This window comes from Streptomyces sulfonofaciens (assembly GCF_014656295.1).
Classification (GTDB): Bacteria; Actinomycetota; Actinomycetes; order Streptomycetales; family Streptomycetaceae; genus Streptomyces; species Streptomyces sulfonofaciens.
The window spans coordinates 184,368-201,179 of sequence record NZ_BNCD01000014.1; the positions used below are offsets into that span (position 1 = coordinate 184,368).

A 16,812-nucleotide genomic window follows, 5' to 3' on the forward strand; every position below is an offset into this window, starting at 1 on the left:
CACCCCGGCGCGGCCCCCGGCCGCGGTGCGGCGCCGGAGACCGCCCACGACGAGGAGTACGCCCGTGCCGTCCACCGCCGCCCACCGCCACCACGAGGCGCACTCCCACCATCCGCCGCACACCGGCACCGACCGGCCGCGCACCGTCTACGCCGCCCATGTCCCCGACCACGACCACGTGCACGACGACGAGGCCCTCAGCCCGCTGGAGGAGAACCCGATCTGGCAGCAGGACAACGTCACGCTGCACAGCGTCGGCATGGACATCGGCTCCTCCGGCACCCAGGTCGTCTTCTCACGTCTGCACCTGCGCCGCATCAGCGAGGACCTGACGAGCCGGTACATCGTGGTCAGGCGGCAGACGGTGTACCGCTCCCCGGTCGAGCTGACTCCGTACGCGGACGCCGAGCACATCGACGCCGAAGCACTGGGCTCGATCATCGACAGGGCCTACGGTGCGGCCCGGGTGGACCCCGCCGAGGTGGACACGGGCGTCGTGATCCTCACCGGCGAGGCGCTGCGCCGCCGCAACGCGGAGGCGATCGCCAGGGTCCTCGCCGAGCGCGGCGGCGAACTGGTCAACGCCACCGCGGGCCACCACATGGAGGCCATGCTCGCCGCCTACGGATCCGGCGCGGCGAGGACCTCCTACGAGACCGGGCAGCGCATCCTGGTCGTGGACATCGGGGGCGGCACCACCAAGCTCGCCGTGCTGGAGGACGGCCGCGTGGTGAGCACGGCCGCCGTGCACATCGGCGGCCGCCTCCAGGTCGTCGACGAGGACGGCCGGATCGTCCGGCTCGACCCGGCGGGCCGCGAGCACGCCGCGCGCGCCGGATACGACTGGCGACTCGGGGACACCGCACGCTCCGAGGAGATCGAGCGCGTCGCCGAGACCATGGCGGACCTCCTGGTCACCGCCCTCACCTCCGCAACCCTGCCCGCCGCCGTCGAGGAGCTCCACCTCACCGAGCCGCTCACCGTGCCCGGGCCGATCGACGGGGTGATGTTCTCCGGTGGCGTCGCCGAGTACGTGTACGACCGCGAGCCACGCTCCTTCGGTGACCTCGGTGCGCCCCTCGGACACGCCCTGCGCCGCCGTGTGGACTCCGGCGCGCTGCCCTTTCCGCTGCTGCCCGCCGGTGAGTGCATCCGCGCCACCGCGCTCGGCGCATCCGAGTACAGCGTGCAGCTCAGCGGGAACACCGGCTGCATCACCGACCCGGACGCGCTGCTCCCGCGCCGCAACCTCCAGGTCGTCCGGCCGGTCTACGAACTGGGGGAGGAGGTCGACGCCGCGGCGGTCACGGCCGCCGTCCGGAGCCGGCTCGCCGCCCTGGACGCGGATCCGGCCGGCGCAGACGTCGCCCTCGCCCTGACCTTCACGGGGCTGCCCGGCTACGACCGGCTGATCGCGTTCGCCCGGGGCGTCCGGGACGCACTCGCGGAGCGGCTCGCGCACGGCAGGCCGGTCTACCTGATGCTCGACGGGGACGTGGCCATGACCCTCGGGCGGCTGCTGCGCGACGAACTCGGTGTCACCGGCGACCTGCTGGTCATCGACGGACTGAGCCTGCACGACTTCGACTACATCGACATCGGCCGGGTCCGCTACCCGTCGAACACGGTGCCCGTCACCATCAAGTCGCTGGTCTTCAGCGAGGACCCCCGGCACCGGGCGCCGTCCGCGTCCTGACGGGGGTCGGCCCCGGTGCCCTGACGCGGAAGCGCCCCGGTGCGCCTGGCGCCCACGCATTGCGTGCAGGGGGCTGCGGCTCCGCATGGCCCTGCGCCTTGCGTCCACACCCGTGCCCGCGTCTGCGCCTTCGAGGGGGCGCGGCGAGGAGGGTGCGTGTGTCCTCGCCGACGCGCCGGCGGCCGGCTGCCGCGGTGGCCGCCCGGCGGGATGGGCCGTGCTCCGCCATGGCTGCGCCCCCGCTCCCGGGTGCGGTCGCCGGAGGCGGGGGCGCGGTCGGGGCGGGTCAGGCCGCGGGTGCCGGATCGGCCGGGGCGGTGATGAGGGACTTCAGCGGGGTGTCCGCGTCGGCGGCGAGGTCGGCGGGGATCGTGGCCCGCCGGCCCAGCGCCGTGCGTACCGCCATGTAGTCCGCCGGGCGGTTGACGGCGTCGACCGCGAGCAGCCGCCCCTCGCGGTAGTACAGGACCGAGAACCGCTCGCCCTCCCGGTCGCCGCGCACCACACAGGTGTCGTAGCCCGTGGAGAGCCCGGCGATCTGCAGCCGCAGATCGCCCTGGAACGACCAGAACCAGGGCACCTGCCCGGCTGCCTGCGCGGGCCTGCGGCCCAGCAGTGCCGCGGCGGCGGCCTGCGCCTGTGCCACGGCATTGTGCACGGACTCCAGCCGCACCCTGCCCCGCCCCGTCACGGGATGCGGCTGGACGGTGCAGTCGCCGGCCGCGACCACGGCGGGGTTGCTGGTGCGTGCGCAGGCGTCGACGACGATGCCGTCCTCGCACAGCAGTCCGAGCTGCCGGGCGAGTTCGGTGCGGGGCAGCACTCCCACCCCGACCAGCACCAGGTCGGCCGCCACCCGGGAGCCGTCTGCGAGCCGCACGCCGGTGACCCGGCCGTTCGCGCCGTCGAAGCCCGTGACGCCTGCCGAGAGCCGTACCTCCGTGCCGCGGCGTCCGTGCGCGGCACGGTAGAACTCCGAGACGACCGGGGCCACCGCCCGGGACATCAGCCGGTCCGCGGCCTCAAGCACCGTCACCGGCGCGCCGAGCGACCGGGCCGCCGCGGCGGCCTCGAGGCCGATGAAGCCACCGCCGACCACCACCACCCGGGGCCTGTCCGCCAGCCGGGCGCGCAGTCGCGCCGCGTCCTCGTGGTCGCGCAGGTAGCAGACACCGTCCAGGTCCGCACCGGGCACGTCGAGCCGCCGTGGCCCGGCCCCGACGGTCAGCGCCAGCCGGTCGAAGGGCAGCTCACGGCCGCTGTCGGTGGTCGCCGTACCGGAGCCGGGCGGCCCCGAGTCGGCGAGCCGCACCCCGGTCACCCGCTCACCGCAGATCAGGGTGATCCCGGCCTCGGCGTAGAAGGCGGGTGCGCGGAAGGCCAGCGAGTCCAGCTCGGCCTTACCGGTCAGGACCTCCTTGGACAGCGGCGGCCGCTGGTACGGCGGCCGCCGCTCCTCGCCGACCAGCGTGACGGGACCGGTGTCGCCGAGTTCGCGCAGCGATACGGCCAGTTGGAGGCCCGCCTGGCTGGCCCCGACGATCAGTGTGCCGGCGCTCATCGGACGCACCGGCCCGCGTACCGGACCACCGGGCCGCACGCCGGCCGCGGGGGCCGCCCGGTTGCCGTGGCCCGCTCTGGGCAGTGACGCTGGTCTGTGCGTAGCATCGGCAAATCTCTCTGACTCAGAGGTTTTAAATGTAGGACCATTAAACCATCGACGTGGGGTCGCGGGAAGGGTGCGCCGTCGACGGTGGTGGGCGGCGGAGGAGGGGGATTCGGCCGGGCTGTCCGGTGGTGGCTTCCGGGGTCGCCGGATCCGTTGACGGCCCAGGGGTCCGTTGATATAACGGTTAGGCCATTAGACATGAGGGTGGTCATGCCGGTTCCGCAGAGGCCGACCACCGTGGACAGGACGGCAGTTCGCGCCCATGGCGGCGCTCGCTGGGCCCGCGTCACCCCGCCGGGCCGCGGGCGGTCCCTGCCGCCGGCACTTCCCGGAAGCGAAGCCGTCCCCGACCGTGCCCGGTGCGATCCCCGGGCACCCCGCCGCGGTGCGGGCCACGGCCGCGGGCGGGGACGCGCAGTCCCCGCCCGCGGCACCGCGGGGCATGCACGGCACACCGGAACACCGACGGTCGACTCCGAGCGCCAGGGCCGGGTCGGCGCCGAGACCAAGAGGAGCAGAACTGTATGAGCGGCAAAAAGGGCCGGGTCTTCCTCAGGGGAATCACCTCGGAGACGTACGGGCTGAGGGAGTTCCGCCGCAGCCAGCTCGACGCCCCGCGGGTGCGCGACGACTCCGTGGTGGTCGACGACGCCAAGGTGGCCCACTCTGGCGACTCGGAGAAGTCACGCACCTGGTGGCGCATCGGCCCCGGTGACGACCCGTTCCTCACTCAGAGCCTCCAGGTCCACTTCGTGGAACTGCCCCCGCAGTCGTCCAACCACGGGCACGGCCACCAGAACGAGGCCGCCTTCTACATCCTGGAGGGCAAGGGCTACGAGATCCACGACGACCAGCGCTACGAGTGGGAGAAGGACGACCTGGTCATCGTCCACACCGACTCGGTGCACCGGCACTTCAACCCCTATGACGAGACGGCACGTTGTCTGATCTTCAAGGCGAAGTCGATGTGGATGTACCTCGGGCTGATCCAGCAGGGCCGCAGCGGCCCGGTCGAGAACGAGGAGCGCTTCGGCCCCCGCGAGGACTGGTCGCAGGTGTGGACGCCGGACGTGGAGAAGCGCCGCAAGGTCGTCAAGTCCTCGGACACCACCTGGGAGACCACGCCCCTCGGCCGGGTGCGCAGGCTGTCGGGCCCCGGTGACGACGTGCGCACCTTCAGCGTCGACGCCTTCGTGCTGGACATCCCGGCGGGCAGCCGTTCCGGCAAGCGCTGGCACATGGCGGACGAGGTGCTCTACGTGCGCTCCGGCTCGGGCTACAGCCTGCACTGGGAGGTGGAGGCGGAGATCGCCGAGAAGTACTACGCGCGCATCGCCAACGAGCCCACCCGGCACGAGTTCAAGGCGGGGGACACCCTCTACGTCCCGCACAACACCGTCGCCCAGCACTTCTCCGCCGACGGCGAGCCGCTGGTGATGATCTCCGCCCAGAACCGCCTGTTCAAGCAGCTCGGCTACGACAACGTCACCTACCTGGAGAACGCCCCCGAGTACGACGAGGCGACCGGCGGGGCACACGCCCGCTCCTGACACCGCGCCCGAAGCGACGAGCCACCCAGCCGTCAGAGCCCCGCAGCCAGCAAGGAGACGAGATGCCGGAACAGAGCAGTTCGGCAGCCGCAGTCTGGTCCGACCCCGAGTTCGCCCGCGCCTGGCTCGGGGCTGATCCGCAGGGCGCGGGAGACCTGCTCGAACTGCCGCGCAGGATCGCGGCCGGGCTCGTCGCCGAGGAGACACCGGCGCCGGGCCTGGTCGTCGACGTCGCAGGCGGGGCGGGAAAGTTCCTGTCCGTGCTGCTCGACGCGTTCCCCGGTGCACGGGGGGTGTGGTTGGACGTCTCCGCCACCATGCTCGACCGCGCCAGGAGCGATCTGGCGCGGTTCGGCGACCGGGTCGACTTCCTGATGGGCGACATGACGGCGCTGCGCGCCGCCGGTGTTCCCGGCGGTGCGGACGTCCTCCTCTCCTCACGCGCCAGCCACCATCTGGGCCGTGCGGAACTCCACGGCTTCTACCGTGAGGCGGCCGGACTGCTCGCCCCCGGCGGCTGGCTGGTCAACCTGGACCACATCGCCCCGGACGACGCGCTGTGGGACCGGCGCTACCGATCGGTGCGCACGCGCTTCACACCGCCCCGCCCCGCGGCCACCGCCCACCACCACGACGGCCCCCTGCCGACCGTCCGCGACCACCTCGACGGTTACCGCGCCGCCGGCGTGAACGAGGTGGACATCGCCTGGAAGGCGTTCTACACCTGCCTGTTCGCGGGCCGCACCGCAGGCGCCTGACCTTCCCCGCGCCGGCGTCGGCGAGTCCTTGCCACCCGCCGCCCGCACCGCACCGGCGCCCATACCGCCGCCACCGGATCCCGCCGCCCTCCGGCGCGCCACCCTTCCTCCTCAGCCTCCCGCGAGGCCGTACGGCGCTCCCCTTCCGCCGTCCCGCCCGCCCGGAGCCACCTCCCCGCAACGAGCCGCGCAAGGATCACCATGACCACCGACACCGAACCGGGCACCGGTAGGCACGACGGCCCGGGCAGCACGCTGCGCGGCCGGCACCTGCACAGGTGGCTGCACGTCAGCCTGCCGCTGCTGATCGCCTTCTCGGTCGCCCAGTTGAGCAAGTCCTCCATCGGGGTGATCGTCGCCGACGGCCCCTTCAGCCACCAGTTCGGCCTGGACCGACACCCCGGTTCGGTGGGCTGGCTGACCAGCCTCTTCCTGTACGCGTACGGCATCGCCCTGTTCGCCTGGGGCTTCGTGCTCAAGCGCCTCGGGCCGCGCACCTCGATGCTCATCGGCACGGCCATATGGGTGGTGGCGCTCGCACTGCCGCCCTTCGTGAACACCCTGAACGAGCTGTACGGGACACGGATCCTGCTCGCGATCGGCGAGGCCTGCTTCTATCCGGTGGCGCACACCCTGACCGCACGCTGGTTCCCGATGCACGAGCGGGCCCGGGCGAACGCCTCGTGGCTGTCGGGCATCTTCGTCGGCTCGGCGCTCGGCAGCTCGCTCACCACCACCATGCTCTCCTCGGCAGGCTGGCGCGTCACCTTCTTCGTACAGGCCGTGGTGGCCGCGCTGTTCGCCTTCTGCGTGGTGCTTGTGCTGCTCCAGGACCGTCCCGACCAGGCGCACGGGGTGAGTGAGCAGGAGGTGCAGCACATCGTGGAGGGCCGGTTCGAGTCGACGACGGTCGTCCCGAAGCGGGGGCCCGAGTCGCCGTTCCGCAACTACCGGTACTGGCTCACGATGCTGATGTACATCGGCACCAACGCCCCCTTCTACGGCCTGGTGACCTGGGTCCCGCTGTACCTGCGGGACGAGCGGCACGTCGACCTCGGTGACATCGGCCTGCTGCTGACCGTCGCCAACGTGCTCTCGATCGTGGTCATGGTGCTGGTCGGCCGGGCCTCGGACCGCAAGGTGAAGCGCGCCGGGTGGGCTGCCTGGGGGTTCGCCATCGAGGGCCTCGGGATCGCGGGCACCGCGCTGTTCCACAACGCGGGCGTCGACAGCTTCTTCATCTTCCTGGGCCTGGCGGGCAACGCCTGGTGCGTCGTCACCAACTGGTCCCTGCTGCACAGCCTGATGCCGACGCGCCAGTCCGAGTACTCCAGCAGTGTCTTCGCCTCGCTCACCAACCTCGTCGGCGCGGCACTGCCCGGCCTCATGGGCACCCTGCTGACCGCCACCGGCTCCTACACCGCGGGGTTCGGCGTGCTGTTCCTGTCCGTGGTGGTGTCACTCTGCTGCTGCCTGGTGCTCCGCCCGCAGGGGTACTGACCCGCGGGCCCGGCCGGCCCGGCAGGCCGCGCGCCTCGCATCCGTACGTGCAGCGACCGCGTCCCGGGATCTCCCGGGGCGCGGTCGCTGCACGTACGGGGGGCGCCCGGTGCGGTGGCCTACCGGGTCGCGGCACCGGCCGGGCGGTCCGCCCGGTCCGCCTTCTCCGGCTCCTCCAGGCACAGCCGGTCGGCCGTGCGGGACAGGTGCTCGCGCATGATCCGCGAACCGGCCTCCGCGTCACCGGCCTGGATGGCCGCCAGGATCGCGCGGTGCTCCTCCAGGCCGCGGTGGCCCATCTCCGGCGCCGTGCTCTTCGCCGTCCGCAGGGACATCAGCAGCGGGCCGTGGAAGGAGTGCACCAGCATCTCGAAGGCGGTGTTGTGGGTGGCCGCGGCGAGGGCGGAGTGGAACTCGGCGGACAGCGAGACGTCGTACTCCCCGCTGGTCAGTGCCGCCTCCTGGCGATCGCAGATGGCCGTCAGGGCGGCGATGTCCGCGTCGTCCGCGTGCGCGCACAGGATCGGGATGATGCCGACCTCCAGCACCATGCGGACCTCGGTGACCTCGCTCGCCGTCACGGCCGACAGGGTGAGCAGGTCGACGATGCTGGCGCCCACCCGGTCGCTGGTCGGCTGGGTGACGAACGCGCCGCCGTGGGCGCCGACGCGGATCTCCACGAGGCCGCCGGCCTCCAGCACCCGCAGGGCCTCGCGCACGGTGACCCGGCTCACCCCGAACCGCTCGCACATCTCGCGCTCCGGTGGAAGACGGTCGCCCGGGGAGAGCTTGCCCTCGTGGATGAGCGTGCGCACCTGGTCCACGATGAGCGCGGAGATCCGGCGGTCGTTCACGGGAGTCAGCAGACGGCCGGACTGGCCGTCCGCGCTCTTTGCGGACGCTCGGCGGGGCGGCATAAGGGGTCCTTTCGTTACACGTTGACGAGTCTAGCTTAGCGGATTAGGGTATGACCAATAGTCCCTGGTGGGGCCGTTTCCCGTGCGCCTGCCGACTCGCCCCCACAGTGACATTCCCGCGCGTGCGACGTGCGCGATCCGGAAAACCCGCGCAGCCGCCGGAGGACCCCCACCGCCGCCCCGGCCGCCACCCCGCGGTGAGCGGGCACCAGCGACCCGACGAGGTGCCAGTTGGACGAAGCACTACCCGAGCGGGCCCGGGCCGCGGTCGCCGAGGGGCCCGGCACCACCAGGCTGCGCGACCTCCCGCTGCCGCGCCCGGGGGCGGACGAGGGCCTGCTGCGGGTGGAGGCGACCGGTGTCTGCCCCACCGACTGGGAACGCTACCTGCGCGGCTGCGGCGGCGTCATCCTGGGGCACGAGACCGTCGGCCGGGTGACGGCGCTGGGGGAGCGGGCGGCAGCGCGGTGGGGCGTGGCCGTCGGCGACCGGATCGCGGTGGAGGAGTTCCTGCCCTGCGGGACCTGCCGTCCCTGCCGGCGCGGCGACTACCGGCTGTGCCGTGCCGCCGGCGACGGCGGCGGCACACCGCACCCGGGTTACGGCCGCACCCCGGTCGCCTCCCGCCCCGGTCTGTACGGCGGCTTCAGCGACTACCTCTATCTGCATCCGCGCTCCGTCGTGCACCCGGTGGGCGACACCGTCGACCCGCGGGCCGCCACGTTGTTCGCACCGCTGTCCAGCGGGATCCGCTGGGTCGTGCGGCAGGCGCGGCTGCGTGCCGGGGACACCGTCGTGGTCCTCGGCACCGGCCGCCAGGGCCTCGGGTGCGTGCTCGCCGCCCATGAGGCGGGTGCGGGAACCGTCATCGCGGTGGGGCCGGCCGCCCGGTGGCAGCATCTGCACCTCGCCAAGCACCTCGGGGCCGCCCATGTCGTCTTCCGCGACGAGGAGGCGGCCGTCGACGGCGTACGGGAGCTGACCGGCGGGCGCGGCGCGGACATCGTGGTGCACCTGACGCCGGAGCCCGGCACCGTCGCGGAAGCCGTCGCGATGGCGGCCGACCGTGCCACGGTCGTGCTGGCCGCCCCCGACGAGGGCCGCATCCCCGCCTGCCTGCCCGAAGACTTCCCCTACGACACCGTGGTGCGCCGGGAACTGCGCATGGTCGGGGCGCACGGCCACGACCACCGGTCCGTGGAGCCCGCGCTGGACATCATCCGCTCCGGGCGCTATCCCCTGCATCTGCTGACGACCCATCACTTCCCGGTGGCCGAAACAGATCTGGCCCTGCGTACCGTGGCCGGCCACAGCGGCGAGCACGCCCTGCACGTCAGCGTGGGAGCCTGACCGCGCGGGGCGGCCGAGGTCCGGCGGTGCGCCGAGGGTGCAAGGGGGGCCGCCGCCGCACCGCACCGGCCGAAGGCCCGGGTGTCGCACACGTGCCCGGGTGCCGTCGGGCCGTCGCCTCAGGTCCGTGCCGCCGGGCCGGTGGCGTGCCACCCACCCGGTCGTACCGGGACGCGAACCACCACACCGTCAGGCCCGGCAGCGGGTCGCACCCCGGCTGAGCTGCGCGGCGCGCACGCCCACCGCGCCCATGGCGCGGCACCCCGCGCACCCCGCGCACACCATGCCGCGGGGTGTTCAAGAAAAGCATGTCGCTTCTATTGCAATGGTCATACCCTCAGCCCAGAATGACAGGGATTTTTCCCGGCGATTACCCATCGATATCAGCCACTGCCCGGTCTTCCCCGTGGGCCTCAACCGGAAGTGACCGCATGCACGAAGAGCGTGACGCGCAAGAGCACTACGAGCGGCAGGAACGGCGAGCGCCGCAAGCCTTCGAGGAACGAGCGCGGACGAACGTCCGGGCCGCGCGCCGCAGACGGCGCATCCCGACCAGGGCCGCCGGAGCGGTGCTGCTCGCCGGTGCGCTGACCGCCTGCTCGGGCGGGGTCGCCGGCACCACCACCCGGGTGGCCCCGGCCCAGCGGGCCGAGGAACTGCTGCCCGAGGCGGAGCAGGAGGGCAAGGTCCTCTGGTACACCACGTTCGCCGACGACGACGTGAACGGCATGATCGCCGCGTTCCGGAAGGAGTATCCGAAGGTCAGGGTGGAGGCACTGCGGCTGAGCGCCGACAAGCTCCCGTCCCGCCTGATCACGGAGCAGCGCGGCGGCAAGTACAACGCCGACGTCATCACCGCCGACTCCGAACCCGTCTACCAGTTGATCAAGGTGGGCACCCTCGCCCCCTACCGCGTACCCGAGACACCCGCCCTGCCCAAGCAGTTGCGGAACCTCCCGGACGGCTACCGCAACGTCGTCTACGTCAACACCAGCGCCATCGCGTACAACCCGCAGTCCGTCTCGGCCCAGCACCTGCCCATCCCGCACGCCATCGAGGACCTCACCAAGCCCCAGTGGAAGGGGCACTTCTCGATCAACCCCAACGCCATCAACTGGTACGAGGGCCTGATCTCGGCCATGGGCCACGACAAGGCACTCGACCTCGTCAGAAAACTCGGCGACAACGCACCACGTCTGGTCGAGAGCCACACCCAGTCCCTGACGGACGTTCAGGCGGGCGACCCCGCGGCAGTGGCCAACGCCTACGGCTACAAGGCGGCCGCCCTGTCCAAGAAGACACCCGGCAGGCTCGCCTTCAGCAACACGGACCCCGTCCCGGCGGCCGCCGTCCTCGCCGAGATGGCCAACAAGCCCCCGCACCCTGCCGCGGCCAGGCTCTTCATCGACTGGATCATGTCGCAGCGCGGGCAGCAGCAGGTCGTCAGCATCAGCAACCACGTCTCGCTGAGCGACACCGAGCACGACGACCCGACGGTGTGGAACCCCGGCAAGTGGACGCCCGCGTGGTCCACGCCGGTCATCACGGCGGACACCTACGACCGCTACCTGGAGGAGTACCAGAAGGCGCTGCACGCCGCCTGACACCCCCACCGCCACGCCGAGGCACCCGCCACCCCCCGCCCTGAACCACCGCCCCGCCCCACCGATCCCAGGACGGCCACGCCATGAGCCTGATCAGCCGCTCCCGTCCGGCGCCACCACCGGCCCGGGCCCCGCTCAGCCCCGCACGCAGCACCAGAACGCGCACCGTCCTGGAGTGGTTCCGCGACCCGCGCCACATCCTGCTCGCCGTGGTGGCCCTCGTGGTCACCTACCTGGCCGTGGTGCCCGCGGCCACCATGGCGGTGGCCAGCCTCCAGTCGTCCTTCCTCAACACGGGCCCCGCCGAGTGGACACTGCGCCACTACACCGAGACGCTGGGCAGCGCGGACTTCTGGACCCTGGTCGGCAACTCCTTCGCCTACGCCGCGGCCACCGCCGTGCTGTGCACCGTCATCGGCTTCGGCCTCGCCTACCTGGTCACCCGCACCAACACGCCCGCCAAGTTCTTCGCCCAGGTCGCGGCGCTGATCCCGCTGATCATCCCGGGCATCCTCAACACCGTCGCCTGGGCCCTGCTGTTCGCCCCGCACACCGGCGCCCTGAACGTCCTGCTCGGCACCCTGCACCTGCCGGCGTTCAACATCTACTCGCTGTCCGGCATGGTCCTCGTGCAGTCCATGCACGTCACTCCCGTCGCCTTCCTGATGGGCACCGCGGCCTTCACCTCCATGGACTCCTCGCTGGAAGAGGCCGCCCTCAGCTCCGGCGCGCCGCCGCGGCGGGTCTTTCGCACCATCACGGCCAGGCTGATCAGGCCCGCCATCATGTCGGCGGCCCTGCTGATGTTCGTGCAGACCATCTCCACCTTCGAGGTGCCGCAGCTCATCGGCGTGCCCGGGCACACGTTCGTCTTCGTCAGCAGGATCTACAAGGCCCTGCAGACCTTCCCGACCGACTACGGGACCGTCGGTGTCACCGGCATCTTCATCCTCGCCGTGGCCACCGTCGGACTGTGGCTCTCCAGGCGCCTCAGCGGCTCGGGCGCCGCCGCACAGACCATCACCGGCAAGGGCTACCGGCCCACCGTGACCGACATCGGACGGTGGCGGTGGCTGGGGCTCGCCGTCTTCGTGCTGTTCTTCGTCTGCGCCGTGGCGCTGCCGCTGCTGATGCTCGTCTGGTCGTCCCTGCTGCCCGGCTACGAGCCGCCGTCCCTGTCGGCACTGCACCACCTCACCCTGGCCAACTACCGCGACATCCTGGCCACCCCGGCCCTCATCAGCTCGGTCCGCAACAGCCTGGTCACCGCCGTGCTCGCCGGTGTCATCGTCACCGTGCTCAGCTCGCTGGTCGCCTACATCACGGTGAAGACCAAGGTCCGCGGCCGGGGCGTGCTGGAGGGCCTGGCCACCGTCCCGCTCGCCGTCCCGAGCGTCGTCATGGGCGTCGGGATCCTGTACTGGTACCTGACCGCGCCGATCCCCTTCCAGATGTACGGCACCCTGACGATCCTGGTGATCGCCTTCGTGACCATCGGCCTGCCCTACGGGCTGCGCTACATCGTGCCCGGCATGGCCCAGATCAAGGACGAGCTGGAGGAGGCCGCGGCGGCCAGTGGCGCGACATGGCTGCGCACCTTCCGGCGCATCTACGTGCCCCTGCTGGTGCCCTCGCTGCTCGCGGCGTTCCTCTACACGGTCATCGTCGCGTTCCGCGAGATCTCGGCCGCCATCTTCCTCTACACCCAGGACACCCAAGTGGTGTCGGTGACGATCTACCAGGAATGGTCCAACGGCAGTTACCCGATCGTCGCCGCACTGGGCGTCGCCATCGTCGTCTTCCTGGCCCTGATCGTCGCGCTGGTCCGCCTGCTCGGCAGCAAGACCGGGCTGAACCGTCAGTGAGCCTGAGTACTCAAAGGAGAGTGTCGTGATCGAGGTACGCGGCCTGGTCAAACGATTCGAGGGACGGGCGGTGTCGCGCAATGCCGTCGACGGCATCGACCTGGACGTCCCCGAGGGGAAACTGGTCACCCTGCTCGGCCCGAGCGGGTGCGGGAAGACGACCACCCTGCGCCTGATCGCCGGCCTGGAGCGGCCGGACGCGGGCCGGATCAGCATCGGCGGGAAACTGGTGTGCGCGCCCGGCGAAGGCGTCTACGTCGGTGTGCACCACCGGCCCATCGGCGTGGTCTTCCAGTCGTACGCCGTCTGGCCCCATATGACCGCCATCGAGAACGTGATGTTCCCGCTCAGGTCCGGCCAGAAGCGGCTGCCGCGCGCCGAGGCGCGCCGGCGGGCCATGGAGGCGCTCGACATGGTCGGTCTGGCCGATCTCGCCGACCGGCCGGCGCCCGCGCTGTCCGGCGGCCAGCAGCAGCGCATCTCCCTGGCCCGCGCCCTGACCAGGGAGCCCGAGGTGCTGCTGCTGGACGAGCCGCTCAGCAACCTCGACGCCGGCCTGCGCGACCGGGTGCGCGACGAGATCCGCGGCGTGCAGCAGCGCCTCGGCATCACCACCGTCTTCGTCACCCATGACCAGGACGAGGCGCTCGCGGTCTCCGACGAGGTGATCGTCATGGACCGCGGCCGGATCGTGGAGCGCGGCGCGGCGCAGGAGATCTACGCCTGGCCGCGCGAGGAGTTCACCGCGCGGTTCATGGGGATCTCCAACAGCCTGCCCGGCACCGTGCTGTCCCGCGACGCCAACACCGTCGAGATCGACCTGGTCCAGGGCAGGCTGAGCTGCCTGCCCACCGGAAAGCTGAGCGAGGGCAGCAGCGTCAACGTCTTCCTGCGTCCCGAAAGCCTGGTCCTGTCCCGCAAGGACCCCTCCGGCCGCGGCTGGAAGGGCACCGTCGAGTTCAGCATCTACCACGGCGACTGCTGGGACTACCACGTCCGCGTCGGCGACACCCTGCTGCGCTCGCGGATGTACCGCGAGAAGATCGGCCTCGCCCACGGCGACCCGGTCTACGTGGTCCCCGAGGAGGCCACCGCCATCGCGATCCCGGTCAACACCGACGGCGACGCCTCCGGCGCCGGTGCGTCCCTGTCCGGGGCCACCGCGAAGGGCGCCGGCGACATCGGGTGACACGCACGCGGATCCTGCCGGGTGCACCGCCCGGCAGGATCCGCGCGCGCCGGGACGCCCTCACACGTGCAGGGCGCCGCTCAGCTCCTCGGCGGTCAGCGGGACCGCGTAGACGTTCGTGCCCGGCTGGTGCTTGCGGCCGCCCCGCCCGAGGTCGCCGGCGTCCACCGGGTCGAACCCGATGTCCCGGATCAGCCCCGACACCACCGCCTTCGCCTCCGAGTCGGTGCCGGAGACGGGAATCGCCAGCCGCCCGGGCTCACCCTTGGGGCGGCCCTGGTCACGCAGGTTCTCCCAGTAGATGGCGTTGAACGCCTTGACGAGGTTCGCGCCGGTGAAGGCCCTGATCTTCTCGCTGGAGGTGGTGGAGTCGTCGTCCAGCTCGGGGTCGTGCCCGTCACGCTCGGGGTGGTAGTTGGCGGTGTCCACGACGACCTTGCCGCGAAGCTGCTCGGCAGGCAGTTCCCTGTAGCGGCCGTAGGGGATCGTCTCGATGACCACCTGGCCGAACTCGGCGGCCTCCCTGGGGGTCACGGCCCTCGCCGATCCACCGATGTCGGCCACCAGGTCGCCGAGCGTCTCCGGTCCCCGGGAGTTCGCGATGGCCACCTCGTGGCCGATGCCGGCGAGCTGCCGGCCGAGGGTGGAGCCGATGCGCCCCGCTCCGATGATGCCGATCCTCATGGTGCCTCCCTGTCGTCGCCCCTGGCACCCGCCGCCCGCACCGTCCCGGCCCCGCCGAGTGCCCTCGCGCGGCGGTGGCGAAACGCGGGGCCCGGGGGCCGAGGGAGCTCGCCGCGGCCCGGGCGGCGCGCGCCGGTCCCGCGTACTCATCCGGGTCCGCCGGCGCAGTCGATACAGGTCCGCGCTGTGGGCCGGGCGTCCAGCCGCTCGGCGCCGATCGGGCCGCCGCAGCGCTCGCAGGTCCCGTACGCACCGGTGCGCAACCGTTCGAAGGCCCGGTCGAGATCGGCGAGATCGGCACGCGCCTGCTTGAGGGCGTCACGCAGTTGGGCGCGTTCGAACGCGACCGTGGCGCCCTCCGGGTCGTGCTCGTCGTCGTTGCCGGTCAGGGCCGACGCCGCGACCACGTTGTCCCACAGCCGGCTCAGCGAGTCGATGAGCCGCACCGTCTCGGCGCGCGCCCGGTCGATCGCCTCCGCCGCGGCACGCGCGCGGGCCGCGGAGAGCCCGGCACCTCCGGGAGAACGTTCCATCGGTGAGTACAGCGGCACCAGCGGACGCGGCTATTCCGCCGTGACCCTTCGCGGGCGGCCGATCGCGGAACGTGTGTGCGTCCCAGCGGGTGACCGCCGAGCCCATTCCCTCAAGTGGCCGGACCAATCACGTCGATTCGGATCGAATTCGACATTCACCCCTTGGGGCGGTCGGGCCGGACGGGGAAGGCGGCCGCCGCGGTGCCCCCGGCTGCCTCGTCCCCGACCCGGCAGCGCTGCTGGCGACTTCGATTGCCGCATCCGCGTGATGGGTTCTCATGCTCGCGTCCAGCGGCCAGCATCCGTCTGAACGGGTATGGGAGCGCTCCCAGCCTCATTGGTCCGATGAGCCGCCCGAATGCGGTGGCGGGGCGAGCGGACCGCAGAGGAGAAGGGCCCGTGCGAAGACGTCCTGCCGGTGTGCTCGGGCCGGCGTGGTCGGCGGTGGCCGCCCGCCTGGTGGGGCTGGGCCCGCCGGCAGCGCCGACCGCCGCCGCGCCCGCAGCGGCGGCGACCGTCCCGGACAGCGCGACCGTGCCGGACAGTGCGACCGTGCCGGACAGTGCGACCGTCCCAGGCTGTGCGACCGCCGCGACCGCCGCGGCCGGCGCGACCGCCGCGGCCGGCGCGGCCGGCGCGGCCGGCGCGACCGCCGCGACCGGCGAGGGCGGTGCGGGTGGCACGGGCGCCGCGGTGTGGAGCCTCCCCGGCACCGGTGCCCACCGCTCGACCGACCTCGGCGGTTCGTGGACGGCCGCCGCCGGTCTCCCGGCCGGGGCCGTGGTGGAGGCGGACCGGGGGGAGACCCCGCCGTCTTCCACGGCTGCGGCGCGGGGATGTCCTGCGCCGGCACCGACCGCGGCACGGGCTTCACCGCCCGCGCCGCCACCGGAATGCCGGTCTCAGGAAACGTGCGCATCGCGGCGGTGTCCGGCGCTCGGGGCGGCGTCCGGCCGGCCGGATGCGCGGACGGCGGTGCCTGCGGCCTGTGCCACCCCACCGACACGGGGCCACGTTCGCCGAGGTCAGGGGAGTCGACGCGGCGTACTTGATCGGCTTGGCAAGGGTGGTTCCCGGTAAGCGCCGCCCGGCGCTGTACTCCAGCGCCCGGATCTGCGGTGTACGCGGCGTCCACCGTTTTCGACGACGCAGGAACGAGCGGCGCAGCAACGACGGCGCAACCGGTGGGGCAGGACCGGCGCCGCGACCACGGGTGATCCGCGGGTGTACGGCCGGGTGCACGTGTCGACGAACGACCGCGGCTCCAGTACGGCGATCCGACGGGCTGAATGACCGTCGGATCGTTGCGGGGTGCGGGTCCTCCTGGGGAGGCGGGCCCGGGCCCCGGGCCCCGTACGCCCGGGCGGTGCGTACGGGGCCGCCTGCCGCGCGGAGCCGCCGGGGCAGGGGGAGGGCGCGACGGCGTGGGCGCCGGCGCCGGCGGACCCCCGCGGGGCGCCGGGCACGGCGCGGGGGCGCGGGACAGAGCGCTGGGGC

The 16,812-nt window shown here is 72.5% G+C and carries 12 protein-coding genes; 8 read left to right on the forward strand and 4 right to left on the reverse strand.

From position 1 onward, the window contains the following. Nucleotides 1-64 precede the first annotated feature (64 nt). Nucleotides 65-1,696 (forward strand): ethanolamine ammonia-lyase reactivating factor EutA, encoded by a 1,632-nt coding sequence (locus tag IE313_RS22730; protein ID WP_189935149.1) that lies wholly within the window; start codon nt 65-67, stop codon nt 1,694-1,696. Nucleotides 1,697-1,982: 286 nt separating this feature from the next. Here IE313_RS22730 and IE313_RS22735 read toward each other — a convergent pair whose 3' ends face one another. After that, nucleotides 1,983-3,257: an NAD(P)/FAD-dependent oxidoreductase gene (locus IE313_RS22735; RefSeq protein ID WP_189935151.1), complete on the reverse strand. Its 1,275-nt coding sequence runs from the start codon at nt 3,255-3,257 to the stop codon at nt 1,983-1,985. A 632-nt stretch (nt 3,258-3,889) separates the two neighbouring features. On the opposite strand from IE313_RS22735, the gene IE313_RS22740 reads away from it, so the two are divergent. The 3 genes from IE313_RS22740 to IE313_RS22750 all read left to right on the forward strand — a co-directional run bounded on the left by IE313_RS22740 (nt 3,890) and on the right by IE313_RS22750 (nt 7,173). Beyond that, entirely contained in the window at nt 3,890-4,915 is a 1,026-nt protein-coding gene (locus IE313_RS22740) for a cupin domain-containing protein (RefSeq protein WP_189935153.1), read from the forward strand. Between the two features lie 62 nt (nt 4,916-4,977). Next, the gene (locus IE313_RS22745; RefSeq protein ID WP_189935155.1) at nt 4,978-5,673 is read left to right on the forward strand and encodes a class I SAM-dependent methyltransferase; all 696 of its coding nucleotides are present in this window, start codon (nt 4,978-4,980) and stop codon (nt 5,671-5,673) included. 201 nt (nt 5,674-5,874) lie between these two features. Next, nucleotides 5,875-7,173, forward strand: coding sequence for an MFS transporter (locus IE313_RS22750; RefSeq protein WP_189935157.1), 1,299 nt, complete (start codon nt 5,875-5,877; stop codon nt 7,171-7,173). A gap of 119 nt (nt 7,174-7,292) precedes the next feature. On the opposite strand, the gene IE313_RS22755 is transcribed toward IE313_RS22750, so the two are convergent. Further along, on the reverse strand, nt 7,293-8,090 hold the full coding sequence (locus tag IE313_RS22755; protein WP_189935159.1) for a FadR/GntR family transcriptional regulator: 798 nt from the start codon (nt 8,088-8,090) through the stop codon (nt 7,293-7,295). Between the two features lie 231 nt (nt 8,091-8,321). Here IE313_RS22755 and IE313_RS22760 point away from each other — a divergent pair, with 231 nt between their 5' ends. The 4 genes from IE313_RS22760 (at nt 8,322) to IE313_RS22775 (ending at nt 14,098) form a co-directional block, all read left to right on the forward strand. Further along, nucleotides 8,322-9,440, forward strand: coding sequence for a zinc-dependent alcohol dehydrogenase (locus IE313_RS22760; RefSeq protein ID WP_189935161.1), 1,119 nt, complete (start codon nt 8,322-8,324; stop codon nt 9,438-9,440). Nucleotides 9,441-9,871: 431 nt separating this feature from the next. Then, nucleotides 9,872-11,044 (forward strand): ABC transporter substrate-binding protein, encoded by a 1,173-nt coding sequence (locus tag IE313_RS22765; RefSeq protein ID WP_189935163.1) that lies wholly within the window; start codon nt 9,872-9,874, stop codon nt 11,042-11,044. A gap of 83 nt (nt 11,045-11,127) precedes the next feature. Then, nucleotides 11,128-12,909: an ABC transporter permease gene (locus IE313_RS22770; protein WP_189935165.1), complete on the forward strand. Its 1,782-nt coding sequence runs from the start codon at nt 11,128-11,130 to the stop codon at nt 12,907-12,909. Between the two features lie 25 nt (nt 12,910-12,934). After that, a complete protein-coding gene (locus IE313_RS22775) occupies nt 12,935-14,098 on the forward strand; it encodes an ABC transporter ATP-binding protein (RefSeq protein ID WP_189935168.1) in 1,164 nt (387 codons plus the stop codon). Nucleotides 14,099-14,158: 60 nt separating this feature from the next. On the opposite strand, the gene IE313_RS22780 is transcribed toward IE313_RS22775, so the two are convergent. Next, on the reverse strand, nt 14,159-14,782 hold the full coding sequence (locus IE313_RS22780; protein ID WP_189935170.1) for an NADPH-dependent F420 reductase: 624 nt from the start codon (nt 14,780-14,782) through the stop codon (nt 14,159-14,161). 146 nt (nt 14,783-14,928) lie between these two features. Then, nucleotides 14,929-15,315 (reverse strand): TraR/DksA family transcriptional regulator, encoded by a 387-nt coding sequence (locus IE313_RS22785; protein ID WP_189935172.1) that lies wholly within the window; start codon nt 15,313-15,315, stop codon nt 14,929-14,931. Nucleotides 15,316-16,812 lie beyond the last annotated feature (1,497 nt).

Coding starts and splice junctions, on each gene's coding strand:
- IE313_RS22735 (WP_189935151.1), bottom strand. CDS start 3,257: ATGAGCGCCGGCACACTGATCGTCGGGGCCAGCCAGGCGGGCCTCCAA.
- IE313_RS22740 (WP_189935153.1), top strand. CDS start 3,890: ATGAGCGGCAAAAAGGGCCGGGTCTTCCTCAGGGGAATCACCTCGGAG.
- IE313_RS22745 (WP_189935155.1), top strand. CDS start 4,978: ATGCCGGAACAGAGCAGTTCGGCAGCCGCAGTCTGGTCCGACCCCGAG.
- IE313_RS22750 (WP_189935157.1), top strand. CDS start 5,875: ATGACCACCGACACCGAACCGGGCACCGGTAGGCACGACGGCCCGGGC.
- IE313_RS22755 (WP_189935159.1), bottom strand. CDS start 8,090: ATGCCGCCCCGCCGAGCGTCCGCAAAGAGCGCGGACGGCCAGTCCGGC.
- IE313_RS22765 (WP_189935163.1), top strand. CDS start 9,872: ATGCACGAAGAGCGTGACGCGCAAGAGCACTACGAGCGGCAGGAACGG.
- IE313_RS22770 (WP_189935165.1), top strand. CDS start 11,128: ATGAGCCTGATCAGCCGCTCCCGTCCGGCGCCACCACCGGCCCGGGCC.
- IE313_RS22780 (WP_189935170.1), bottom strand. CDS start 14,782: ATGAGGATCGGCATCATCGGAGCGGGGCGCATCGGCTCCACCCTCGGC.
- IE313_RS22785 (WP_189935172.1), bottom strand. CDS start 15,315: ATGGAACGTTCTCCCGGAGGTGCCGGGCTCTCCGCGGCCCGCGCGCGT.